This is a genomic window from Nonomuraea gerenzanensis (assembly GCF_020215645.1).
In the GTDB taxonomy this organism is placed as follows: domain Bacteria; phylum Actinomycetota; class Actinomycetes; order Streptosporangiales; family Streptosporangiaceae; genus Nonomuraea; species Nonomuraea gerenzanensis.
The window spans coordinates 5,689,883-5,711,927 of the sequence record NZ_CP084058.1 but is presented as its reverse complement, the minus strand read 5'-3'; the positions used below and the strand labels follow the sequence as shown (position 1 = coordinate 5,711,927).

The following is a 22,045-nucleotide window of genomic DNA, read 5'->3' as shown; positions in this document are numbered from 1 at the left end:
CCGTATCGGATGAGGTGGAACGAGGCGATGGTTGACGTGCTGGTGGCGGTCATCTCCGGTTACCTGCTCGGCTCGGTGCCGGTCGCGGTGCTGGTGGCGCGCGCGTACGGTGTCGATCCGCGCAAGGTCGGCGACCGCAACCCGGGGTACTGGAACGTCAGGGAACAGCTCGGCCGGCGGGCGGCCGTGCCGGTGTTCGCCGGCGACACGGCGAAGGGCGCGCTGGCGGCGCTGCTGGGGCTGCTCGTCAGCGGCGCCCACACCACCGCCCTGGGCGTGGTGACGGGGGCGAGCGTGGCGCCGGTGTATCTGGCGGTGGCGGCGGCGATGGCGGGGCACGCGTGGCCGGTCTTCGCCGGTTTCCGTGGCGGCCGGTCCATCCTGACGTTCGCGGGCGGGATCGCGGTCATCTGCCCGCCGGCGTTCGTGCTGGCGATCACCGCCCTGGTGGTGGCGGCGCTGGCGGTGCGGTCGTTCGCGGTGGGGGCGCGCCTGGCGGTGTTCGGCGTGCCGGTGCTGCAGCTGCTGTTCGCGCCCGTGGAGCTGGTGGCGGCGACCGGGGGGCTGATGTGCCTCATCGGGTTGCGTTTCGGCCAGGCGGCACTGGCCGCGCGCCGCAGCTGACGTCCCCCGCTTCCCCGCCCGGGTCCGGACGGGTGCCGTCGGTGGCCGGGTAGGTGCGGCCGCGCCAGGTCCGTACCGGCCGCAGCGTGGCCTGGGTCAGCCGGAACGCCGACGCCGGGTCGAGCAGCGGCGACAACAGCACCCCCGCGCCCGCCCCGCGGTAGCTGCCGCGCAGCGCACCCGTGAGCAGCGACCGCGCCACCAGCAGCGCCACGTCCAGCCCGGTGGGCCGGCCGGCCGCCAGCCGCAGCACGGGCAGCGCCCCGGTGAGCCAGATGACGGCCAGGTCGGCCGCCTGCCATCCGCGTCCCGTCACGTCGCTCAGCGGCAGCGAACGCCCCCACTCCCGCCACAGCTCGCCCACCGAGTCGTGCATGTCGACCTCCAGCAGAGCGCCCGCGTCCAGAAAACCGACCTGCCACCCCCGCCCGGCCAGGGCCCGGGCCAGCGCCACGTCGTCGGTCATGCGATCCCGGACCAGCGCGAACCCGTCCACACCGGCCAGCTCGGCACGGCGGAAGGCCAGGCACTGACCGTTGGCGACGACGCGGTGCGGCGGCGGCGGGCTCGCGGGGCCGACCGGCCCGAACCGGTAGACCAGCGTCGCCAGCATGGAGGCGTGCAGGGCCTGCTCCAGCACGCCGTCACAGACGAACCGGGGGCCCGCGCTCACCAGGTCGTAGCGCTCCAGGGCGCCCGCGAGCGCCCCGAACAGCCCCGGCGCGGGGCGGGTGTCGGCGTCCAGCGTGACCACCACCTCGCCGCCGGCCGCGGCCACCCCCTGACGCAGCGCCCACTGCTTGCCCACCCAGCCGCCGGGCAGCGGCTCGGCGGTGACGACCGTGGCCCCCAGCGAAGCGGCCACCTCGGCCGTCCCGTCGCGGGAGCCGTCGTCGACCACGATCACCTCGGTGACGGCGGGGGACGCCAGCGCGGCGCGCAGGCACGGCCGGATCCTGGCCGCCTCGTCGCGAGCCGGGATCACCACGGAGATCGTCACGCCGGCGTGCGGAGTGGGCCGCAGCGGCGGCAGCCGCCGCCGTCCGCGCGCCAGCCTGGCGGCCACGACAGCGGCCGCGACGACTTGCGCGCCCGTGAGCAGCCTCATCGCCCGTTCCCTCGCAGGTCCTGGGCGACCAGCCCGGCCACGATGCGCGCGCCCAGCGTCACCATGGGCAGCCCGCCCCCTGGCTGCGCCGACCCGCCGACCAGGTACAGCCCCTTGCGCGGGCCGCGGTTGCCCGGGCGCCGGAAGGACGACAGCCGCCCCCGGTAGGCGCTGCCGTAGATGGCTCCGCCCCAGGCGCCGTACCGGTCGCGCAGGTCGGCGGGCGTGAAGACGTCGGCGAAGCGCAACCGGCCCGCCAGGTCGTGGCCGCGCTCGGCCAGCCGCTCCAGCACCAGGTCCCGGTACGCCGCCACCCCGATCGGCCAGCGCCCCGGATCGCGAGCGGGCACGTTGACGAGCATCGTCCAGTTCTCCGCCCCCTCCGGAGCCTGGGAGGGGTCGTCGACCGCCGAGCAGCCGAGGTAGACGGTGGGGTCGAGCGGCGGGCTCCCGCGGTCGAAGATGTCGCCGAACTCCCGTTCGTAGTCGGACGAGAACAGCACCGAGTGATGCGGCAGCCCGGGTGTGCGCCCCTCGACCCCGGCCAGGATCAGCAGCGCCGACGACGAACGGCCGAGCCTGGCGATGCGGCGCAGCCGGCGGCGGTCGGGCAGCAGGCGGCCGTACAGGGCGGCGGCGTCGGTGTTGGCCACCACCACGTCGGCCCGCACGCGTTCGCCACCGGCCAGCCGCACCCCCGTCACCCGGGAGCCGTCGGCCTCGACGGCGGCGACCGGCTCGGACAGCAGCACCTGGACGTTCGCGGCCTTCAGCAGCAGCGCCAGGTCGTCAGCGAGCCGGGCCAGGCCGCCGGGCACGTACCAGACGCCCTGCCCGTGCTCCAGCGCCGGGACGCAGCCGAGCGCGGCGGGTGCCCGGTAGGGGCTCGACCCGGCGTAGGTGGCATAGCGGCCGACGTACTGCCGCAGCCGGGTGTCCGTGAAGTAGCGGCGGGCCAGCCCGTCCAGGGTGTGTGCGGGGGCCACGGCCAGCAGGTCCGGCAGCCGGGCTTCGTGCGGCGGCCGGATCAGCGGCCCGGCGAACACCGTCCGGCTCGCCGCCTCCAGGCAGCCCTGGGCCCAGCGGTGGAAGGCGCGCCAGGCCCGTCCCTCGCCGGGGGCGAGCAGATCCACCGCGGCGGCCATCCGGTGCGGATCGCGCCGGGCGTCCAGCACGCTGCCGTCGGCGAACCGGTAGCGGCACAGCAGCTCCGGCTCGATCAGTTCGCGTCCCAGGCCGAGCTCGCGGAACAGCTCGGGCATGGTGAGCAGCGACGGCCCCAGGGAGAAGGTGAACCCGTCCCGGCGATGCTCGGCCAGCTTGCCGCCGAGCCGCGGCGACTGCTCGTACAGCCGCACGTCGTGCCCCTGCCTGGCGAGCAGCAGCGCGCACACCATGCCGCCCACGCCGCCGCCGACCACCGTCACCTCTGCCATGACCGCCTCCAGGCCGGCGCGGCGAACGCGCCCATCGTGATCCCTCCGGCCACCGCCACCAGCGCGTCGGGCGGGTCGAACACCGCCGCGAAGGCGACCGTCTCCATCACCGCCATGACCGTGTACAGCACCAGCAGCCCCCGCCCTGCCCTCGCCGCGCCGCAGATGCCTCCGACGGCCAGCATGACCAGGGCCGACACCAGCAGCCAGCCGGCGAAGTTGCTCAGCGGGATGCCGCGGTAGAAGCCGTCCTGCGCCCACGTCCACAGCCCGAGGCGGACCATCTGCGGGTCGAGGAACAGATCCCACGCCGTCAGCGCGCCCGCGCCCACGCACGTCCGTGCCCAACCGGCCGGTGCGATGGCGGCCGCCACCGCGTACGCCGCCAGCCCCATCCCGCCCCAGGCCAGCGCCACCACCACCGGAACGCCGCCCACCTGCGGCCACAGCACGCCGCTGTAGCGGTACTCGCCGAACGGGAACCCGGTCGACACCCCGACCAGCTCGGCCGTGTACCCGATCAGCACCGCCGCGCCGAACGCGGCCACCGCTCCGCCCGCGCCCCACACGGCCGCGGCGAACGCCACCGCGCACGCCGCCAGCAGGGCCACGATCACCGTCGTGAACCGCTCCGGCCGCGCGTCGAGCCCCGACGCCACCTGGCAGCCGATCATGGCCACCAGGAACACCACGCCCAGCACGCGGGCAGGCCGCAGGGCCGCGCGTCTGTCCTGTCCGCTCCGCGTCTGTTGCACACCTTGTCTTTCGCAGCCGCCCCGGTCACGGACGCATGTGCCCCGTGACGTGCCAAGCGTCCCTCACGGCCGGCCGAGAATCAGGACAAGATCTGCTCTCGCCGCCGGGCCGCCGCCGCCACGTTGACCGGCATCCGCCCGAAGATCAGACCGTGGAACGGCGAGATGCCCCGCCAGTACAGGTGACCGAGCAGGCCGCGCGGATGGAAGATCGCCCGCTGCGTGTAGGTCGTCCGGTCGCCGTCGCGCGCGACGCCCAGCTCCAGCCAGGCCAGACCGGGCAGCCGCATCTCGGCGCGCAGCCGCAGCAGCTCGCCGGGGACCACGTCCTCCACCCGCCAGAAGTCGATCGAGTCGCCCACCCGCAGCCGGTCGGGGTCCCGCCGGCCGCGCCGCAGGCCCACGCCGCCGACGAGCCGGTCGGCCAGCCCCCGCAGCTTCCAGGCGACCGGCAGGGAGTACCAGCCGTTGTCGCCGCCGATGCCCTCGATCACCTGCCACAGCGCCTCCGCGCTCGCCGGTACGGCCAGGCTGCGCTCGTCGACGTACAGGCTGCCGCCCGCCCAGCCGGGATCGGTGGGCAGCGGATCGCTCGGCGCGCCCGGCGTGGACGCCGAGGACCAGCGGGTGGCCACGTCCGCCTCCTTGATCTTCATCAGCGCCAGCGCCACCGCCCGCCGGAAGCCGGTCAGCCCGCCCTCGGGATCGGGCACGTAGCGGGCGATGTCGTGCTCGCCGCACACGGCCTCGTTGCGCAGCGACTCCACCAGCGGACGCGCGATGCTCGCCGGGACCGGCGTGACCAGCCCCACCCACAGGCTGGAGAGCCGGGGGCTGAGCAGCGGCACCGGAATGATCAGCCGGGGCGGCAGGCCGGCCACGGCCGCGTAAGCGTGCATCATGTCGGCGTAGGTCAGCACGTCGGGCCCGCCGAGGTCGAAACCCCGGTTGACCGTCCCCGACACCTCCGCCCACGCGAGGAGGTAGCGCAGCACGTCCCGCACCGCGATCGGCTGGGTACGGCTGCGCACCCAGCGCGGCGTCGTCATCACCGGCAACCGCTCGGTCAGGTGGCGCAGCATCTCGAACGAGGCCGACCCGGAACCGATGATCACCGCGGCGCGCAGCACCACCGCGGGCACGGCCCCCTCCAGGAAGATCTCCCCCACCTCCGCCCGCGACCTCAGGTGCGGCGAGAGCCGCTCATCAGCGGTCAGGCCGCCCAGGTAGACGATCCGCCGCACGCCCGCCTCGGCCGCCGCCGCCGCGAACGTGCGCGCCGCCAGGCGGTCCCGCTCGGCGAACCGGCCGCTCGCGCCCATCGCGTGGATCAGGTAGTACGCGACCTCGACCCCGTCCAATGCCCGGCGCGTCGCCCCGGCGTCCGTGGCGTCGGCCTCGGCCACCTGCGTACGCGCCGCCCACGGCAGGTCACGCAGCCTCCCGGCCGAGCGCACCATGCACCGCACCTCGTGGCCGGCGGCGAGCAACTCGGGCACCAACCGCCCGCCGATGTAACCGGTCGCGCCGGTGACCAGGCACAATGACATGCCGACGACCCTTCCCCGCGGCACGCCTGCCATGTCTTCGGCCGGCGTACGGCCTCGCGTCGCGGGCACGCGAGGTATGAAGACCCCCACAGCCGCAACCACGGCCTGTGGTGTCGCGAAGGAGTCCGGTATGAGGAACTTACGGACACAGTGGTCCTGTTCAACGGGGACCTGCGCGTGCACGACCACCCGGCCCTGGTGGCCGCCTGCGCCGTGATCCCGCTGTTCGTGCTGGACGACGCCATCCCGGCCGGCCACCGCCGCGGCTTCCCTGCTGCGCTGCCTGGCCGATCCGCGGGCCGGCCGGCGGGTGCGTGGCGGAGAGCTGATCGTCCGGCACGGCGACGTGGTGGCCGAAACCAGGCGACCGGCCCCGCCGGATGGGCGCCGACCTTCGAGGACACGCCGCCGGAAACCGGTGAGGTCACCTGTTGTGCAGGTAGACCGCGCCGGTCAGGCCAGGCTGAGCCTTGCCTGGCCCGATGAAGGTGCGCCCTCGATACTCAGGCCGGGATCCAGTTGCCGTGGAAGCCCGCGGGGACACGCACCGGTACGTGCACCTCGGCGAGCGGGGGCGCGGCCAGGTCGGCGGCGTCCAGGACGGCCAGGTAACTCGTGCCGGCGGCGCGATCGTGCGCGAACGTCATCAGGAAGCCCTCGTTCTCGCCGCCCCCGGCCCGGGGCACGAAGACGGCCTCGCCGCAGGTGTGGCCCGCGGGGAGGCGGTGCACCGCCCGCCCGCCGCCGATGAGGTCGTAGGCGTAGATCTCCGACCGCTCCGGCTCGGCGTCCAGGGAGAAGCTCGTCGTGTAGCCGTAACGGTGGGGCAGCCCGAGCACCGAGTCGGCCACCCGGGGGTATTCGCTGGGCGTGTCGTCGAGTGCCTCCTCGGCGACCGCGCCGGACCTCAGGTCCAGCGTCCAGCGGTACACGACCGGGAGCCCGCCCTCCAGGTCTCCGGCGCCGCCGCGCCACAGCGTGCGGACACGGGTGCCGGTGACGGTGATCGTGTCGCCCCGCGGGTCCTCGAAGGCGTTCATGGTGTGCCACACGTAGCACGGGGCGATGTCGAACCAGCGGACGGGCGCGTCGTCGCCGGCCATACGCGCCAGCACGCCGAACCGGGCGCGGTGCGCGTCGTCCCAGCGCCACGGCGGCCCGCCCGCCGCCGCCTGGGCGGGGTCGAAGACGACCGGCAGGTCCATGAAGATCACGTGGTGGCGGGTGATGGCGAAGTCGTGCATCATCGTCGCCCGCGGCACGTCCACGACCCTCCTCTGCACCACTTCGCCGGCGGGCGAGGCGCGGTAGCAGGTCAGGTACGGCGGGCGCAGCCGGTAGCCGAAGAACAGCAGCTCACCGGTGATCGGGCAGGTCTTCGGATGCGCGGTCATCGGGGTCCGCAGGGCCCCGTCGAAGGTGTACGCCCCGATCGTGGCGAGGTCCGGCGTCACCTCGTACGGGAAGCCGCCCTCTTCCAGGGCGAACAGCCGGCCCGCGTGCGCGATCAGGTGGGTGTTGGCCGTGGTGACCCGGTAGTCGATCCGGCCGGTCTCCTGGTCGAAGGCGAGGGCGAGGCGGGACTGGCCGGGGTGCTCGTACAGCGGCGTGCGTACGTACCGGTTGCGGTACCAGCGAGCCCTGCCGCCCTCCAGCGCGATGGTGTGGATCATTCCGTCGCCCGCGAAGGAGTGCGGCGACCAGCCGGTACGCGGGTTGGGCCCGTTGCGGAAGAACTGCCCGCTCAGCTCGGCCGGGATCTCGCCGACGACCTTGGACGGCTTCAGGGTCACCTCCTCGGCGACCGGTGCGTTGTTGCCCGCCAGGTGCAGCGGCACGGCTTCGGACATGCTGGAACTCCTGTCGGCATGGGGTGGGGACGCCGACAACCGTGCACGAGAAAATCAGCGGACAACAGTCTTGTTCTTCCCGCTCGCCTCAGCCGCCCGGCGGAGCCGCAGGTGAAAGCCGCCTCAGAACCTTGGTGGACGCCCTCGGCCGCGTCACGGATTCCCGGCCGAGCCGCGCCGCGGATCACCGGCCACCCGGATCTGGGGTCCACCGCTGACCGCGGTGCTCTACCTGCTGGACGCCCCGGCCACCGGGATGGGGCGCGCGACCGGATCATCCGCATCCGCCGCGAGGCCCTGCGCCGATCCCCAGGGCTCAGTGGCGCCCGCAGGAGCGCGGGCAACCGACGGATGCGTCGCAAGTGCGCCTTTCACGCGTTCGGGTCCCAGTCTGCGAGCTGCTCCATCGGCTCGGTGTCGCCGGTGGTCTCCAGGCGGCCGAGCGGGACGCGCTCGTAGAAGTAGAGGACCAGTTCGCTCGCTGCGCCTCGCATCGCCAGGTCGCCCGGCTCCGCGTCGGCGGCGAGGTCGTCGCAGCGGACGCCGTCGGCGTCGAGGGTCAGGCGCCAGGAGCGGCCCTCGGTCGCGTGCAGGTCGATGGTCGCCGGCTTGAACGGCCAGGGGACGGTCGTCGCCGCGACGGTCGTCAGGAACTCGTCGACGCCCTCGACCGCGACGTCCGTCGGCAGCGGCTGTGCGACCCCCTGGGTGAGCTGGGCGTCGTAGGTGTGGACGGCGATCTCCTGGATCTGGTGCCGGGCCACGGCTCCGCTGGTCTCCGGGGCCTGCGAGCGGCCCCACCAGGTCCAGCAGCCGCGGTCCGGGCCGGCCTCGCGCATCGCGGCGAGCATGAGCTCGGTTGACTCGGCGAGCCAGGCGTCCAGGGCTTCGCGGTCGCGGGGCGCGGTCGGGGCGTCCTTCGGGCCCGTCTTCGCCGGGGGCTCAGCGTCCGGGCCCGCCGCGACGATGGCGGCCTGGCGGCGGCGCCCGTCGCCGAGGTGCTGCGCCAGTTCGCGCAGCGTCCAGTCCGGGCAGGTCGGGACCTGGACGTCAAGGTCGGGGGCGGACGCGATCGCGGCGCGGAACGCGGCCGAGCGGTCTTCGATCAGCAGGACCTTGGGAAACTCCAAGATGTTCTGCACGTCGGTTGTCTATCACGGCGCTGCGGCCGCCGGGTAGCGAATTTGTCCGACGAACGCGTCGCCGGCCGGACGGAGCGCCGAGGAAGATGCAGGCACGCTCGTCGTAGCGGGTGGCCACGGCGCGGAAGTCTTCAGCCGGTTGATCCCCCGGCCGACGACGTGACGTGCCTTGTAGCGCTCGGCGTCGGAACCGGCGGGCCGCCCTCCGGCCGAGCCGCGCGGGCGCCGGTTGTCGCGCTGGTCTCGAGTCCTGGAACTGCGGGCTGTCACCGTGCTGGCCGGGCGTCAGCGCGCGGCAGCGGTCGTCCGCAGTCAGCTACGCCTTGGAGGCATGGTATTCCGTGTACTGCATACTGGATCCTATGACTAAGAAGATCATCGGCCGACGTACAGTACTGCTCGCCGCCGGGCTGGTCGCCGGAGGGGCGCTGTTAGACGGCGGGGCGGCGTACGGCCTCACCCGCACCGCCACACGCCGCCCCACCACCCCGGACGAGGCGTGGGCGAAGCTGCGTGAGGGCAACCGGCGCTGGGCCGCCGGCGCCTCCACCCACCCCCACCAGGACGCCACCCGGCGCGCGGAGGTCGCCGAGAAGCAGGAGCCGTACGCGGTGGTCGTCTCCTGCATCGACTCCCGCGTCACCCCGGAGATCGTCTTCGATCTCGGGGTCGGTGACATCCTGGCCGTACGCAGCGCCGCCCAGACCATCGACCCCCTCGTCGCCGGCGCCATCGAGTACGGCCCCGCCGAGCTGGACACCCCCCTGATCGTGGTGCTCGGCCACCAGCGCTGCGGCGCTGTCACCGCCGCCGCCCACGCTCTCAAGGAGGGCACGAAGCTCCCCGGCCACCTGCAGCGCATCGTGACCGACCTGCGGCCCGCCTACAAGCAGGCCCGCGGGGACGTGGACAGGATGATCCGCATCAACACCACCAACGTCGTGGCCGAGCTCAAGGCCGACAAACTGCTCGCCCCGCGCATCGCCGACCGTAAGCTCAAGATCGTGGGCGGGTACTACTCGCTCGACACCGGCAAGGTCACCCGGCTGGTGTGACCGCTTCGCGCGATCCGCCGGCGGCCGTTCCCCAAGCAGGCAGGCCGTCGCTCCCGCGCCGGTGGATCGCGCGAGGCCCGGCCGGGCCGCCGCGCCGGACCGGCTCGTCTAGAGCCACACGGTGGCCAGCCACACCGCCGCCGCCGCGACCGCCAGCGCGACCACGTTGAGCCACACCACCGACACCTCGCCCCGGCTCACATGCAGCACGATGGCCCCGACCTGGATCAACGCCAGACCGGCCGCCGCGGCCACCGCCAGCCACACCGCGACCCCGGTCAGCGGCGGCAGGATCAGCCCCGCCACGCCGAGCACCTCCAGCACGCCGATCGACCGCACCAGCGGCATCGGGACGGTGTCGACCCAGCCCATCATCGGCTGCAGCCGCTCCCGGCTCTGAACGAGCTTCTTGCCGCCGGCGAAGAGGTACAGCACGGCCAGCAGCGCCGCCACGACCCAGTACGACAACTCCATGAGGACACCTTCACGATCAGGAAGAACGGGAGACCGGGCCCAATGGTTACCGGTCGTAAGGAGCCTCATCATGCGTCACTATTGAAAGCCTTACAAAAGGCACACACGTGTGCGTAACACACAGGGGGTTGTCATGCCGGGCTACGAGCACACCTGCCTGATCCGCGGAGACGGCGGCCGCGTCCTGCGCGCCATCCTCGACCGCATCTGCAACAAGTGGACCCTGCTCGTCGTCGCCACCCTCGACCAGGGCACCGTGCGCTTCACCGATCTGCACCAGCAGATCCCCGGCATCTCCCAGCGCATGCTCACCCTGACTCTGCGCCATCTCGAACGCGACGGCCTGGTCTCCCGTACCGTCCACGCCGAAGTCCCGCCGCGCGTCGAGTACGCCCTCACCCCCACCGGCAAGAGCCTCATCCCGCCCGCGCTCGCCCTCGCCGGCTGGGCCATCGAGCACGTTCCCCACATCGAAGCCAGCCGGGCCGCCCACGAGAGCCGCGACGGGCGCGGGCCCCGGCATCCCGGGCAGTAACCGGAGCGCCACCTCCGTCATGAGCAACCGGGACGCTGCCCGCTCACCCAGAGGTGCACCATGGTGAGCCCATAGCGTCCGCGCTCACGCTCTTCCGCCGCGCAGATCCCCAGCGATCCGCGGCCCAGTGAACGTGGTCGTCGGGCCGGATCAGGGCCGCGCCGACCTCACGCCACTCCCCCCGGCACGTCACCGTCCAGATCCCCTTCGTACGTGGCCCCGCCCAGGCGGTGCACGTGGTCGGCGACCGGGGCGGGAACCGCCGGGGCGCCCAGGTCGAGCAGAACATGGCGGGCCTCGTGGAGCAGTCGGCAGAGCGTCCGCCCGTCGCGCGGCGGAAGGTCGGGAACGAGCATCACAGCCCGCCAGCCGTGTCCTTGTCCTGTGACGGAGGAGCATCGCAGCGGCCGGCCGGTCCAGATGGTGGAGCACATCCCCGAGGGGGCGGCCGTCACCCGCCGCTTCCGTACGATGCTGAGCGCCGATCCCGGAGAGTTCGCGCATCCGAAGACCCGAGCCCGCCAAGGCTCCTAGCTCGGTGAGCACGTCCCACGCGAGGGTCAGCTCGGTGAGCCGGCGATGGGTCTGCTCGATGCGCCGCCGCACCAGCACGTCGATCGCGGTGGCCGGGGCGAGCGCGGTCAGTGTGCCGTCCACCAGGCCCAGCGCCCGCAGGTCGGTCAGCACCGGCCGCACGCCGGGCATGACCAGCTCGACCCCGGCCGCTTCCAGGTCCGCCTGCGGGGACGGTGCCGCCCGGAAAGGCGGGCGCCCGCCGTCCATGCAGCTCGTCCGGTTCGTCAGGGCCGGTTGTGCTTGCCGTCCAGCCAGAGCGTGTCGGACGCGTCGCGGTGGGAGCCCGAGCTGCCGACGTGTTCGGCGTCGATCTTCGGCCCCTTCTTGATGACGTGCACCAACGCCATCGCGTGTCCGCGTCCGAGCTCGTAGTCCTGTTTCAGCCAGTCGACGACCACTCCGGCTTTCACGGACGGGTCGTCGAAGCCGCGTTCCTTCGCCAGAGCGATGAACTGGCGTGGGGTCAGCCCCGTCTTGTCCTCGATGTTGTCGAGGTAGGCCTGGAACGACATGCGTCTCTCCATTCTGCAGCGGGGATGGGACCCCATGGTGGTCTGGCCGGAAGGTGCGAACCCAGCAGTCGCAGTGCGCGCCTTGCCGGGCCTCTTCCGCGTTCGGGTGGTTCAGGCCGGCCGGTAGGTCAGGTCGACGACGCCGGTGCTGAACACGGCGGATCGGGTGAGCTCGAGGGGCACCGGGCCGGTGTCCGCGGCGAAGAGCCGCCGCCCACTGCCCAGCGCGATGGGATGGACCAGCAGGCGCAACTCGTCGATGAGGCCGGCGTGCAGCAGCGTGCGGGTCAGGCTGATGCTGCCCGAAAGCTGGATGTTCCTGCCGGTTTGCCGTTTGAGGCCGGCCAGCACGTTGACGATGTCACTCTTGATCAGAGCCGAGTTGTTCCACTCCGCTTTGTCCAGGGTGGTCGAGACGACCAGTTTGTTGATGGTGTTCAGCTGATCGGCCAGCTCGCCGCTCTGGTGCGGCCAGACCGCGGCGAAGGCCTCGTAGGTGGCCCGTCCCAGCAGCAGGATGTCCGCCATGGCGTGCATCTGGCCGACCGCGGCGCTCATCTCCTCGTTCAGGTAGGGGAAGTGCCACTTCTCCGGTGCTTCCACCACACCGTCCAGCGAAATGAACAGCCCGGCCACGATCTTGCGTTCGGCGGTCACGTGATTACTCCTTGCAGACGATCTGTGCGGACCGCTCCACGGCCCCGTGGCCAGCAAGCTTGTCTTTTGCAAGTTGACTTTGTCAATTGAAGCATCGGTTATGATTTGCATCATGGCGTCTCGCGAGTACGGACAGTTCTGCGGCCTGGCCCGCGCGATGGAGATGGTCGGCGAGCGGTGGAGCATGCTGATCATCCGCAACCTGCTCATCGGCGCCCAGCGCTTCACAGACCTGCACAAGGGCCTGCCGTCCATCCCGACCAACATCCTCTCGGCCCGCCTCAAACAGTTGGAAGAGGCCGGCCTGGCCACCCGGCGCGCGCTGCCGCACCCCGAGCGCGCCGTGGTCTACGAGCTGACCGACTACGGCCGCGACCTCGAACCTGCGTTGGTCGCGCTGGGCCGCTGGGGCGCCCGGACACTCACCGAGCCCCGCCCCGGCGAGCTCATCACCGCCGAGTCGATCGCCATGTCCTTCCGCACTGCTTTCCGGCCGGAAGCAGCCCGCGCAGTCACTGCCGGCTACGAGGTCCGCATGAGCGACATCACGCTCCGCCTGCAGATCACCGATGGAGAGCTCGCGGTCGGCATCGGCCCTCATCCCTCCCCCGACCTCGTCATCGAACGGCTGGCCGGCTACCCCGTCCGCGAGCTGATGAGCGGCGGCAAGACCCCGGACGAGCTACTCCGCGACGGCAGCATGCGCATCGAGGGCGATCCCGCGCTACTCGGCCGATTCACCGAGATGTTCCGCTTCTGATCAACGCGGAGGGGGCGATGCTGCGGCGCGCCGTTGAGTCCCGTCCGCTCCCAGACAGGGCCCCTGGACGTCCTCCGCGCCGCCACGATCATCAGTACCCCGGCGACGACCCCGACGAAGTACGGTGACGGAACGAGCAGCACCCCGTTCGGGCATCATGGCCAGCGGCGTGAGCTGGCCGGGGCCGGGGGTGGCGGCGGTGCAGGTCGACCACCGATCCAGCCGCTCCACAGGATCGGGGTGCAGCCGCCGAAGTCGAAGGCGCCGAAGCGCTCGCGGAAGTACGGCGTCGCCGGGCCCGAGGTCCACGACCTGGGTGGCGGTCGGCGTCTCCGGCGGCAGTTCGGGCCACATCTCGGTGCAGGTCGCCGCCGCGGCGATGATCTCGACGGCCGCACCCGGTCGGTGACGGCGCGGGATCGGTGCGCGCAGCCCGGCTCCGGCCGGCGGGACCGGCCGTTCGTCCGTGGCCGAGGCGGCTTTCCCGGCCGCGCAGCAGCCGGATCGGACGGGTGGCAGGCACTGCCGCCGAGCGACCGTCGTATCTCACGGGTGACCATGGCGATCCGGTTCCCCGTCCACGTCCCTGCGCTCTGGAGCGCGGCCGGCCCTTACCTGAGGCGCGCCCGAAGAGGGCACCGACGAAAGGATCACCGGCGTGATACATTGAATAAACATTTACTCAACGAGGTGGGGAATGTCCCGGACGCGAAGTGAACAGGCGGCATGGCGCCGAGAACGACTGCTGGACGCGGCCCTGCGCGTGTTCGCCGACAAGGGTGTGGACGGAGCCACGGTCAAGGATGTGGCCCAGGCCGCCGATGTGACGCCGGGCCTGCTGTACCGCTACTTCGACAGCAAGGAGGCGATGGTGGAGACGCTGCTGTCGGAGCGGGGTTTCCTCCCCCGGCTGCGGCAGCTGCGGACACAGGCTCACAGCACCCGACCGGCTGTCGTGGTGCTGACCGAGTTGCTTGAGGCGTTCGATCGGCTGATGGCCGAGAACGCCGAACTGATGACGGTGTTCTTCAGCGCCACCCAGGCCCGTGCCCCGCTGGCGACGCTGGTCGGTGAGGGGCAGCGGCTCATCGGCGAGTTCCTGCTCGAGCGCATCGATGCCGGCGAGCTGCGCCCGCACGACACCGTCACAGCCGCCAGAACCCTGTTCGCCACCGTCGCCGTCAACCGGCGGCTGGGCACCCCCATCGACATCGCGGCCCTGGTCGGGCTGCTCTTCGCGGAAGAAGGATGAGATGCGCACACAGTGCTGTGTCGTCGGGGGCGGCCCCGCGGGCATGATGGCTGGTCTCCTGCTCGCCCGCCAGGGCGTGGATGTGATCGTGCTGGAGAAACACGCCGACTTCCTGCGCGACTTCCGCGGCGACACCGTCCACCCCTCCACTCTCGAACTGATCGCCGAGCTGGGCTGGATCGAGGACTTCCTCACCCTCCCGCACAGCGAGATGGCCCAGGTGACGGTCAACATGGGCGGCAGGGACGTCACCTTCGCCGACTTCAGCCGGTTGAACGTGCGCTGCCCCTACATCGCGTTCATGCCGCAATGGGACGTGCTGGACTTCCTGGCCGGCAAGGCCACGGCCTACCCCTCCTTCCGGCTCCTGCGGCGCGCCCACGTCACGGAGCTCCTCACCGAGCGGGGGCGGGTGACCGGCGTCCTGGCCGACACCGCCGACGGCCCCGTGAAGGTGCGGGCCGACCTGGTGCTCGGCGCCGACGGCCGCCACTCCACCGTACGGGCCCGCGCCGGCCTCACCCCAGTCAGCGCCTCGCCCCCCATGGACGTGCTGTGGTTCCACCTACCCCGCCGCCCCCAGGACCAAGTGCCCTTCTTTCAAGGCGGCAAGGGGGCGCTGATCTCCATCGATCGTGGCGACTACTGGCAGATCGCCTATGCGATCCCGGCGGACGCCTTCGACCGGTTGAAGGCCGCCGGGCTCCCGGCGTTCCGGAGCCGGGTGGCGCACCTGGCCCCCGCCCTGCGCGACCGCATGGAGGCGATCAACGGCTGGGAGGCGTTACACCACCTGAGCGTCCGGGTGGACCGGCTGCCCCGCTGGCACCGGCCAGGGCTGCTGTGCATCGGTGATGCCGCCCACGCCATGTCACCCGCGGGCGGCGTGGGCATCAACCTGGCGGTGCAGGACGCGGTGGCCACCGCCAACCTGCTGGGCCCGCTGCTCGCCCGGGGCGGCCGGCCCCGCGACGCCGACCTGGCCCGGGTGCAGTCACGCAGAGAACGCGCCGCGAGGATCACCCAAGCCTTCCAGGTCGGGCTCCTGCGCGATCTCTATCCGAGAAGCCTGAGCGACGACACGACCCAGCACGTGCCACCGATCTTCACGGCGTTCAGGGCACTGCCGCCACTGCGCCACCTCCTGGGCCGCTTCATCGGCTTGGGCGTCCGTCCGGAGCACATCGCCGCCTGATCAACGCCGTTTCCCGGGCCTGGTCGCGCGCAGGAGACCGAGCATGTGCTGGTGCCAGGCTGGCCGCAGCACGTGCGACGCCGGCCAAGGGACATCCGCCCGACTTCTGTGTCCTGGCCGAGACAGCGTCGACGGGGCACGCTCCGCCCCGTCACCCAAGCCTCCAGCGTCCGGCCCATCCCGGCGGCACACCCACCCAACACTCGCACCCACCGGCTCACCGCTTATCCGGCAGAAACCGGATCAGAGAATCGATTCACAGACCACGGCCGTGGCCAGAACTCTTGCTCCCAGGGCAGCGGGATGGCGCACCCCTCAAAGCGACATCCCCCGCCGTGGCCTGACCCATTCCTGGCGAGAAACGGCAAGGCGCGCCTGCGAGATGTTCGAATGCCGGCGGCGGTATGCCGGATGATGGACACCATGAACGTGCAGGAGACAGCCGAACCTGCTGAACGATGCACTGTCTCGATCGCCTCGCACGAGGGCTTCATCGTCGCACGCGCGGCCGGAGACCTCGACCACGCCTGCGCCGCTGTGCTGCACCAGCGGGTGAAGGCAGCATGGGAGGCGACACCGGCGGCCGGGCTGGTGGTGGATCTCGGCGGGGTGACGTTCTGCGACTCCGCAGCCGTCGGCGTACTGGTGCTGCTGCTGCGCCAGAGCGGCGAACAGCGCAGCGCCCTGGTGTTGACGCGGCTCCCGGCCCGCGTGGAGCGCATCTTGACGATCACCGGTCTGCGGGCCGTGTTCCAGGTGGAGCCGTCAGTGCAGGAGGCCCTCCAATTCCTACGGGCATCGCCTCACTCACCGGCACCACCGCAGGCCACCGGCGAGGCGGATGCATGAACCGCACCGCGAGGTGATTGGGTGACCGACGACGCTTGGATTCCGCGACGCAGCCCGACCGACCCGCGACCAGCCGCGACGATCGGCGATTGATCCGCGTCATCCGACAAACAGATCCCTCTGAGACTCCGAGCTCAGGCGGCGGTCATGCCGCCGTCGATGGCGAGCGCGGCGCCGGTGACGAACCGGGCTTCGTCGCTCAGCAGGAACGCCACGAACGCCGCGATCTCCTCCGGCAGCGCGATCCGTCCGATCGGGTGCATCGCTCCGGCAGCACGCAGGGACTCCTCCGGCGACGGGCCCAGGTTCCCGCGCAGCAGCGGCGTGTCGACGCCGCCGGTGACCAGGGCGTTGATCCGTATTCCTGACAGGGCCTCGTCGAGCGCCGCCGACCGGGTCAGCCCGACCACCCCGTGCTTGGCGGCGCTGTAAGAGGCCATGCCCGCCTGCCCGGTGACGCCGAGGACGGAGGCGTTGTTGACGATCGCGCCACCGCCGGCCGCCCGCAGCGCGGGGATCTGGTACTTCAGGCCGAAGAAGACGCTGCTGAGGTTGAGGGCCAGGTCGGCGTGCCAGGCGTCGCCGTCCACGTCCGTCACCGCGCCGGCGGCGGTGGCGGCGCCGACGTTGTTGAAGGCTCCGTCGAGCCGGCCGTACCGGCTCACCGCCTGCCGGACCAGCTCCGCCGCCTCGGCCTCCACGGTGACGTCGGCGGGGACGAAGGTCGCCTCGCCTCCGGCGGCACGGAGCTCGGCGGCCAGCGCGTCGCCCGCGTCCTTGCCGCGCGCGGCCAGGATGACGTGTCCGCCCTCGGCCGCGATCCGCTCGGCGGCGGCTCGGCCCATGCCCGAGGTGGCACCGGTGACGAGGATGACCTTTTCCGCGAAACGTGTGGACATGAGTGCTCCTTCGATGTGTGGGTTGGTGAGGTCAGAAGGTGAGCACGAGCCGGCCGCGAAGACCGCCGGCCTCGAGCCGCCGGTGCGCCTCGGCCGCCTCCTCGGCGGGCAGTGCCGCCGCGACGCGCGGGGTGAGCGCGCCGGACTCGGCGAGCAGGCGGATCCGGTCCAGCTTGTCCGTCCGCCCCGCGTAGTCGGGGACGAACGGTGTCAGCACCGTGACCCGGCCGCCGCCGTCGATCTCCTGGCCGCCGGGCTCGCCGGCGGTGCGGAAGCGGGCGTACTGGCCACCGTCGCGTACGGCTCGGAGCAGATCTGCTCCGACCAGCGCCGTGTCGGCGACCGCGGCCACACCGTCCGGATACCGGGCCCGGAGACGTTCGGCGACGCCGGATCCTCTCGCCACGACGTCGGCCGCGCCCAAGCGGCGGACCAGGTCCTCGTCGGCGGGTGCGGCATCGGCGACCACGCGCAGTCCCGCCTGCCCGCCCAGCTCGACCAGGTAGCCGCCGAGCGTCCCGGCCGCCCCGGCCACGGCGAGGACCGAGCCGGGCGCGAGCGCCAGCCGGTCGAGCGTCAGCAGCGCGGTAAGCCCGTTCATGGGCAGCGTCGCCGCCGCCGGGTGATCGGCTCCCGCCGGCGCGCGGACGACCCAGCCGGCCGGCAGCGCCACGTACTCGGCGTAGCCGCCCGCCGCCGGGCCGATCGGATGCACCATCGCCATCACCGGCTCTCCCGCGGACAGCGTGGTCTCCGTGCCGGGGCCGATCTCGTCGATCACGCCGGCGATGTCCATCCCGGGCACGTACGGCGCCGGCACCCCGGCGAACGACTGCGCGAGCACGCCGGAGCGCAACAACGTGTCCGCCGGATTCACCGCGGCCGCGCGCACCCGCACCCGCACCTCGCCGGGCCCGGCATGCGGCTCCGGCAGGTCCACGACCCGCAACACCTCCGGCCCGCCGAACTCATACAGCCCGACCGCTCGCATAATCGCAGCTCCTCAGTGGTTCTCTTCTTATACCTAGTACGACTTCAGTACCGTCGCATGGCCTCGGCGGAAGCGGCAAGAAGGCACTTCGACCTGCCTAGGTATCACCGGGAGAACCGTTCCCTGCCGGAACCTGGTATAGCTCGTATACTGCTTGCCATGGCGCACCGGGTCACCCAGGCGGACGGCACCGTTGCGGAGCTGTGCGAGCAGGGCCGCGACCTGATCCGCGACGTGCTGGAGCGGATCGGCGACAAGTGGTCGGTGGTCGTCATCTGCCAGCTGAGCGACACCACCCGGCGGTTCAACGAGCTGCGCCGGATGAGCGCGCCCATCACCCAGCGCATGCTCAGCACCACACTGCGCGGCCTGGAGCGGGATGGCCTGGTGACGCGTACCGTCCATGACACCACTCCCCCGCGGGTCGACTACGCGCTGACCCCGCGCGGGCTCAGCTTGCTCAAGGTCGTCCGCGACCTGGCCGGATGGGCCGAGGACAACGCTGCCGGCATCCTGGACTCCAGGACGGCCTTCGACGCCCGATGAACACGTGTGCCACAGGGTTCCGGTTAGCCGGTGGTGGCGCTGTGCCCATGTGCCAGGCGCCGGCCGGTCAGGTGCGTGGCGGCGCGATCACGATGGTCAGGCCGTCCAGCAGGCGTTCGAGGCCGAAGGCGAACAGCGATTCCAGATCGAGCTCGGCACCCGGCTCCGCGAGTGGGCGATCAGCGGCCCGTCGACGGACAGCTTGGCCTTGCCCCACTGCTTGCTGGTCATCCCCGTGTCCAACTCGGCGATCGCCTCCCCCTCGATGTTGATCGCCGTCCCCGGACGTAGTTCACGATCGTGCCGTAGACGTGCATGCGGGTGACCGGGTCCAGGCCAAGGCCGTCGAGCGCGCGCAGGGTCCAGACCCCGTACGCGAGCTGCCCGGGCAGCGCGGCCGGCCGGGTGATCGACACGAGCCGTGGCAGCCACGGATGGCGCTGGTAGGCCGTCCACTGCAGGTGAGCGGCCACCCGTAGGTGGGAACGCCATCCCGGCGGCGGCTCGGGATAGTCGATCTCGGCGAACGCCGCGTCGGCGATCAGCTGGGTGAGCTCGGCCTTGGCCTCCAGGTGCCGGTAGAGGGCCATGGTGGCGAGCCGGCGCAGCGGCGCGGGCAGGACACGGTTGAGCTTGACCAGCGCCCGGTCGGCCGGGCCTGGCTCCCCTGCCGACCGATCCTTGCCACCGGCCAGCGCGACCGCGACGGCGACCGCCACGGGCGTCCACATCCAGGCGCCGAGCCAGCTCGTCGGCGGGCACCAGGCCGCGCTCTTGCGGATCTCCAGCAGCGCCAGGACGCGGGACGGGACACGGCGCCGACCCTCATGAGGGCAGAAAACGTCCACAATCCTCCCTAGCCTTGCGCCGATAGGAGACCGATCGAAAGGAGCCGACCGGGTGTCGACCATCGTTCTCGTCGGCGGTTCGTTCCTCGGCGCGTGGGCCTGGGAAAGGGTCACACCGCTGCTCACCGCCCGCGGCCACCAGGCGCATCCGCTGACGCTCCCCGGTTTCGGCGATCGCGAGCAGCTGGGGCTCGCCGGCCACGACACTCGCCACGCACGCCACGATCTACTGGTTGACCGGCACCGGAGGCAGCTCCGCCCTGGTCGGCTATCACGGGAACCGGCCCGAGGGCCAGGAGATGCGCCAGCTGGACCGGGCCGGCACGATGCTCTTCCACCACATCCCCGAAGAGGGCGAGCGGTTCAAACCGGAGATCGACCGCAGCCTTCTACGCGACCTGCTGCTCGACTCGCTCCAGCCCGGCACCGTGCGCTGGGGCCACACGCTGCAGGACATCAGCGGCCCCGCCGAAGGCCCCCGGCTGCTGCACTTCGCGGGCGGCGCCACCATCGAAGCCGATCCCGTCATCGGCGCCGACGGCGCCTGGTCCAAGGTTCGCCGAGCTCGTCGGCCAGGGCAGCGCCGCCGCGGCCGACGGCGAGCGCGGCCTGTTCGCCCAGCGCAACGGCGGCCACCACATCCGCGTCTGCCTCATCCAGCGCGTCCCGGCCGACTGGATCACGGCCGGCGGTCTCACCATCGGAGACACCGACGGCATCCGCGCCCTCCTCCTGGAGCGCTACCGCGACTGGTCGCCCCGCCTGCGCCGGCTGATCACCGACAACGACGGCCCCTACGTCGACCGCCCGATCTACGCCCTGCCCCGCCCCGCACACCCGGGAGCACAACCCCACAGTGACCCTGCTCGGCGACGCCGCCCACCTCATGCCCCCGCTCGGCGTCGGCGTCAACCTCGCCCTGCTGGACGCGTGCGACCTCGCCCTGGCCATCGCTCACCACGACACCCTCGACGAAGCCGTCCACGCCTACGAGCAGACCATGCTCCCCCGCTCCACACAGATGGCCCGGCTCCTCGACGGCGCCGCCGGCGAGCTGCTGTCCACCGAGCTCCCCGACCTCGCCGACAACCACCAACCGCTGCGATCTCCTGCGCCCGTCCCACAGATACACCTCGCACCTGATGATCAGCCGCCTGCTTCCTCCACACTTCCTGCGGCACCGCGCCCGCCGACGGCGGGCAGGTGGGTCAGTGCGCCATGGCGGAGCTGGTGCAGCGTCCACGCTCGCCCGTGCGGGTCCAGCTCGGCGGAGGCGGTCTTGAACAGGTACTCCGCGCACGGGCAGGACAGACGTCCCCCGGCCGGCGACCAGGCAGATGTCAGCGGCCCGGCGGTGCGCCCGCCCAGCAGGCGGGGCAGCAGGCGGGTGGTGGCGGTCGCCCAGCGAAGGCGACGATCGGCAAACCCGGGGGTGGATGTGACAGATGACGCCACCGGTCCGGCCCCAGCCAGGCGAGTGCCGACCCGCGCGCACGTCGGCCGGATGCGGTATCTGTGACAGGCAAGGACGCTGGTGATGGACTCCTCACCGTCACGCTAGGACACTCTCCGTATTCATCAAGTTACGTTCTGTGGGCATAGGCGGGAGCTGCGGTCCCGCCTGGAGCCAGCGACGGCCGCCGCATGGCTGAGGCCGGTCGGTGTCCGCACCGTGGTGGGCCCCGGGAGAGCCCGGGGCGGAGCGAAGGCGAGGTGGCGGAGTGCATCTGACTCCGCATGAGCAGGAACGTCTGATGATCCATGTGGCCGCGGACGTGGCCCACAAGAGGAAAAGGCGAGGGCGGAAGCTCAACTACCCCGAGACGGTCGCGATCTTGACCGCCTACGTGCTGGAAGGGGCCCGGGACGGCAGATCCGTCGCGGACCTCATGGAGCTGAAGCATCAACCGGACGACCTGCCGCTGCCCACGTACAACGAGGTCATGCCCGGCGTGGCCGAGATGATCAGCGACCTCCAGATCGAGGCCACCTTCCCCGACGGCACCAAGATGGTCACCCTTCGCCACCCCATACAGAAGCTGGGCATCCTTCCCATTCCGGAAGGGAGCAAGGAGGCGACACCGGTTCACCCCGGAAAGATCGACCATCCGCGCGATGCCGCCCCGGTGGCCTTCAACGCCGGTCGCGAGGTCACGACCGTGACGGTCACCAACACCGATGACCGTCCCATCCAGGTGGGCTCGCACTTCCACTTCTATGAGGTCAATGCCCGCCTGACCATCGAGCCCAGCCGCGAGGCCGCCTACGGCAAACGGCTCAACATCCCCGCCGGCAGCTCAGTGCGCTTCGAACCCCCTAACCCCCTGGAGGTGGAGCTGGTGCCCATCGAGGGCAGGCGCGTCGTCGAGGGCCTGAACGGCCAGGTCGGAGGCAAGCTCCGTGACTGACTCACCGACCCTTGAGCCGCCGG

General features: G+C 71.9%; 27 protein-coding genes and 1 pseudogene. 12 read left to right on the top strand and 16 right to left on the bottom strand.

The features are described 5' to 3' along the window. Nucleotides 1–27: 27 nt before the first annotated feature. The gene (locus tag LCN96_RS26715) at nucleotides 28–624 is read left to right on the top strand and encodes a glycerol-3-phosphate acyltransferase (protein ID WP_225275631.1); all 597 of its coding nucleotides are present in this window, start codon (nucleotides 28–30) and stop codon (nucleotides 622–624) included. Here the strand turns inward: LCN96_RS26715 and LCN96_RS26710 are convergent. The 4 genes from LCN96_RS26710 to LCN96_RS26695 form a co-directional block, all read right to left on the bottom strand. After that, complete coding sequence (locus LCN96_RS26710) at nucleotides 575–1,732, bottom strand: glycosyltransferase (protein WP_225275630.1); 1,158 nt, start codon at nucleotides 1,730–1,732, stop codon at nucleotides 575–577. The genes LCN96_RS26715 and LCN96_RS26710 overlap by 50 nt on opposite strands. After that, complete coding sequence (locus LCN96_RS26705; RefSeq protein WP_225275629.1) at nucleotides 1,729–3,168, bottom strand: phytoene desaturase family protein; 1,440 nt, start codon at nucleotides 3,166–3,168, stop codon at nucleotides 1,729–1,731. Before LCN96_RS26705 ends, LCN96_RS26710 begins: the two co-directional genes overlap by 4 nt. Further along, nucleotides 3,156–3,923, bottom strand: a complete 768-nt coding sequence (locus tag LCN96_RS26700; RefSeq protein WP_225275628.1) for a carotenoid biosynthesis protein — start codon at nucleotides 3,921–3,923, stop codon at nucleotides 3,156–3,158. Before LCN96_RS26700 ends, LCN96_RS26705 begins: the two co-directional genes overlap by 13 nt. A gap of 80 nt (nucleotides 3,924–4,003) precedes the next feature. Continuing rightward, the gene (locus LCN96_RS26695; RefSeq protein ID WP_225275627.1) at nucleotides 4,004–5,473 is read right to left on the bottom strand and encodes an SDR family oxidoreductase; all 1,470 of its coding nucleotides are present in this window, start codon (nucleotides 5,471–5,473) and stop codon (nucleotides 4,004–4,006) included. Nucleotides 5,474–5,623: 150 nt separating this feature from the next. Here LCN96_RS26695 and LCN96_RS26690 point away from each other — a divergent pair, with 150 nt between their 5' ends. Next, complete coding sequence (locus LCN96_RS26690) at nucleotides 5,624–5,959, top strand: deoxyribodipyrimidine photo-lyase (RefSeq protein WP_225275626.1); 336 nt, start codon at nucleotides 5,624–5,626, stop codon at nucleotides 5,957–5,959. 17 nt (nucleotides 5,960–5,976) lie between these two features. Here LCN96_RS26690 and LCN96_RS26685 read toward each other — a convergent pair whose 3' ends face one another. The 3 genes and pseudogenes from LCN96_RS26685 to LCN96_RS26675 all read right to left on the bottom strand — a co-directional run. Continuing rightward, nucleotides 5,977–7,323 carry a carotenoid oxygenase family protein gene (locus tag LCN96_RS26685; RefSeq protein ID WP_225275625.1) on the bottom strand — a complete coding sequence of 449 codons (1,347 nt, stop codon included), beginning with the start codon at nucleotides 7,321–7,323 and terminating at the stop codon, nucleotides 5,977–5,979. 371 nt (nucleotides 7,324–7,694) lie between these two features. After that, complete coding sequence (locus LCN96_RS26680) at nucleotides 7,695–8,465, bottom strand: maleylpyruvate isomerase family mycothiol-dependent enzyme (RefSeq protein ID WP_225275624.1); 771 nt, start codon at nucleotides 8,463–8,465, stop codon at nucleotides 7,695–7,697. A 76-nt stretch (nucleotides 8,466–8,541) separates the two neighbouring features. Further along, nucleotides 8,542–8,711 (bottom strand): annotated as a pseudogene (locus LCN96_RS26675) (IS5/IS1182 family transposase); the annotation flags it as partial. Between the two features lie 116 nt (nucleotides 8,712–8,827). Here LCN96_RS26675 and LCN96_RS26670 point away from each other — a divergent pair. Further along, nucleotides 8,828–9,520, top strand: a complete 693-nt coding sequence (locus tag LCN96_RS26670) for a carbonic anhydrase (protein WP_225275623.1) — start codon at nucleotides 8,828–8,830, stop codon at nucleotides 9,518–9,520. Nucleotides 9,521–9,628: 108 nt separating this feature from the next. On the opposite strand, the gene LCN96_RS26665 is transcribed toward LCN96_RS26670, so the two are convergent. After that, nucleotides 9,629–9,994 carry a DoxX family protein gene (locus tag LCN96_RS26665; protein WP_225275622.1) on the bottom strand — a complete coding sequence of 122 codons (366 nt, stop codon included), beginning with the start codon at nucleotides 9,992–9,994 and terminating at the stop codon, nucleotides 9,629–9,631. A 133-nt stretch (nucleotides 9,995–10,127) separates the two neighbouring features. Here LCN96_RS26665 and LCN96_RS26660 point away from each other — a divergent pair, with 133 nt between their 5' ends. Continuing rightward, nucleotides 10,128–10,529 (top strand): winged helix-turn-helix transcriptional regulator, encoded by a 402-nt coding sequence (locus LCN96_RS26660; RefSeq protein WP_225275621.1) that lies wholly within the window; start codon nucleotides 10,128–10,130, stop codon nucleotides 10,527–10,529. Between the two features lie 167 nt (nucleotides 10,530–10,696). Here the strand turns inward: LCN96_RS26660 and LCN96_RS26655 are convergent, their stop codons facing one another. Then, entirely contained in the window at nucleotides 10,697–10,888 is a 192-nt protein-coding gene (locus LCN96_RS26655; RefSeq protein WP_225275620.1) for a hypothetical protein, read from the bottom strand. A 25-nt stretch (nucleotides 10,889–10,913) separates the two neighbouring features. Here LCN96_RS26655 and LCN96_RS26650 point away from each other — a divergent pair, with 25 nt between their 5' ends. Beyond that, entirely contained in the window at nucleotides 10,914–11,063 is a 150-nt protein-coding gene (locus LCN96_RS26650) for a hypothetical protein (protein WP_225275619.1), read from the top strand. Between the two features lie 266 nt (nucleotides 11,064–11,329). On the opposite strand, the gene LCN96_RS26645 is transcribed toward LCN96_RS26650, so the two are convergent. Together LCN96_RS26645 and LCN96_RS26640 are read right to left on the bottom strand one after the other, a co-directional pair. Beyond that, entirely contained in the window at nucleotides 11,330–11,617 is a 288-nt protein-coding gene (locus LCN96_RS26645; RefSeq protein ID WP_225275618.1) for a DUF4287 domain-containing protein, read from the bottom strand. Nucleotides 11,618–11,728: 111 nt separating this feature from the next. Beyond that, nucleotides 11,729–12,274: a dihydrofolate reductase family protein gene (locus tag LCN96_RS26640; protein WP_225275617.1), complete on the bottom strand. Its 546-nt coding sequence runs from the start codon at nucleotides 12,272–12,274 to the stop codon at nucleotides 11,729–11,731. 112 nt (nucleotides 12,275–12,386) lie between these two features. Here LCN96_RS26640 and LCN96_RS26635 point away from each other — a divergent pair, with 112 nt between their 5' ends. The 4 genes from LCN96_RS26635 to LCN96_RS26620 all read left to right on the top strand — a co-directional run bounded on the left by LCN96_RS26635 (nucleotide 12,387) and on the right by LCN96_RS26620 (nucleotide 16,330). Beyond that, nucleotides 12,387–13,034 carry a winged helix-turn-helix transcriptional regulator gene (locus LCN96_RS26635; protein ID WP_225275616.1) on the top strand — a complete coding sequence of 216 codons (648 nt, stop codon included), beginning with the start codon at nucleotides 12,387–12,389 and terminating at the stop codon, nucleotides 13,032–13,034. A gap of 697 nt (nucleotides 13,035–13,731) precedes the next feature. Beyond that, nucleotides 13,732–14,286, top strand: a complete 555-nt coding sequence (locus LCN96_RS26630; protein WP_225275615.1) for a TetR/AcrR family transcriptional regulator — start codon at nucleotides 13,732–13,734, stop codon at nucleotides 14,284–14,286. Nucleotide 14,287: 1 nt separating this feature from the next. Then, nucleotides 14,288–15,481: an FAD-dependent oxidoreductase gene (locus LCN96_RS26625; RefSeq protein WP_225275614.1), complete on the top strand. Its 1,194-nt coding sequence runs from the start codon at nucleotides 14,288–14,290 to the stop codon at nucleotides 15,479–15,481. 423 nt (nucleotides 15,482–15,904) lie between these two features. Beyond that, entirely contained in the window at nucleotides 15,905–16,330 is a 426-nt protein-coding gene (locus tag LCN96_RS26620) for an STAS domain-containing protein (protein WP_225275613.1), read from the top strand. Between the two features lie 134 nt (nucleotides 16,331–16,464). Here LCN96_RS26620 and LCN96_RS26615 read toward each other — a convergent pair whose 3' ends face one another. Further along, nucleotides 16,465–17,229, bottom strand: coding sequence for an SDR family NAD(P)-dependent oxidoreductase (locus LCN96_RS26615; protein ID WP_225275612.1), 765 nt, complete (start codon nucleotides 17,227–17,229; stop codon nucleotides 16,465–16,467). 31 nt (nucleotides 17,230–17,260) lie between these two features. Then, entirely contained in the window at nucleotides 17,261–18,220 is a 960-nt protein-coding gene (locus tag LCN96_RS26610; RefSeq protein ID WP_225275611.1) for an NADP-dependent oxidoreductase, read from the bottom strand. Nucleotides 18,221–18,379: 159 nt separating this feature from the next. Here LCN96_RS26610 and LCN96_RS26605 point away from each other — a divergent pair, with 159 nt between their 5' ends. Continuing rightward, nucleotides 18,380–18,766, top strand: coding sequence for a winged helix-turn-helix transcriptional regulator (locus LCN96_RS26605; protein ID WP_225275610.1), 387 nt, complete (start codon nucleotides 18,380–18,382; stop codon nucleotides 18,764–18,766). Between the two features lie 96 nt (nucleotides 18,767–18,862). On the opposite strand, the gene LCN96_RS56665 is transcribed toward LCN96_RS26605, so the two are convergent. The 3 genes from LCN96_RS56665 to LCN96_RS26595 all read right to left on the bottom strand — a co-directional run bounded on the left by LCN96_RS56665 (nucleotide 18,863) and on the right by LCN96_RS26595 (nucleotide 20,315). Continuing rightward, nucleotides 18,863–18,997: a hypothetical protein gene (locus LCN96_RS56665; protein ID WP_263657520.1), complete on the bottom strand. Its 135-nt coding sequence runs from the start codon at nucleotides 18,995–18,997 to the stop codon at nucleotides 18,863–18,865. Beyond that, nucleotides 18,994–19,614: a TetR/AcrR family transcriptional regulator C-terminal domain-containing protein gene (locus LCN96_RS26600; RefSeq protein WP_225275609.1), complete on the bottom strand. Its 621-nt coding sequence runs from the start codon at nucleotides 19,612–19,614 to the stop codon at nucleotides 18,994–18,996. The genes LCN96_RS56665 and LCN96_RS26600 overlap by 4 nt, the downstream gene beginning before the upstream one ends. A gap of 389 nt (nucleotides 19,615–20,003) precedes the next feature. After that, complete coding sequence (locus LCN96_RS26595) at nucleotides 20,004–20,315, bottom strand: hypothetical protein (RefSeq protein WP_225275608.1); 312 nt, start codon at nucleotides 20,313–20,315, stop codon at nucleotides 20,004–20,006. A gap of 155 nt (nucleotides 20,316–20,470) precedes the next feature. On the opposite strand from LCN96_RS26595, the gene LCN96_RS26590 reads away from it, so the two are divergent. After that, a complete protein-coding gene (locus tag LCN96_RS26590) occupies nucleotides 20,471–21,133 on the top strand; it encodes an FAD-dependent oxidoreductase (RefSeq protein WP_225275607.1) in 663 nt (220 codons plus the stop codon). Between the two features lie 202 nt (nucleotides 21,134–21,335). Then, the gene (locus LCN96_RS26585) at nucleotides 21,336–22,022 is read left to right on the top strand and encodes an urease subunit gamma (protein ID WP_225275606.1); all 687 of its coding nucleotides are present in this window, start codon (nucleotides 21,336–21,338) and stop codon (nucleotides 22,020–22,022) included. Nucleotides 22,023–22,045 lie beyond the last annotated feature (23 nt).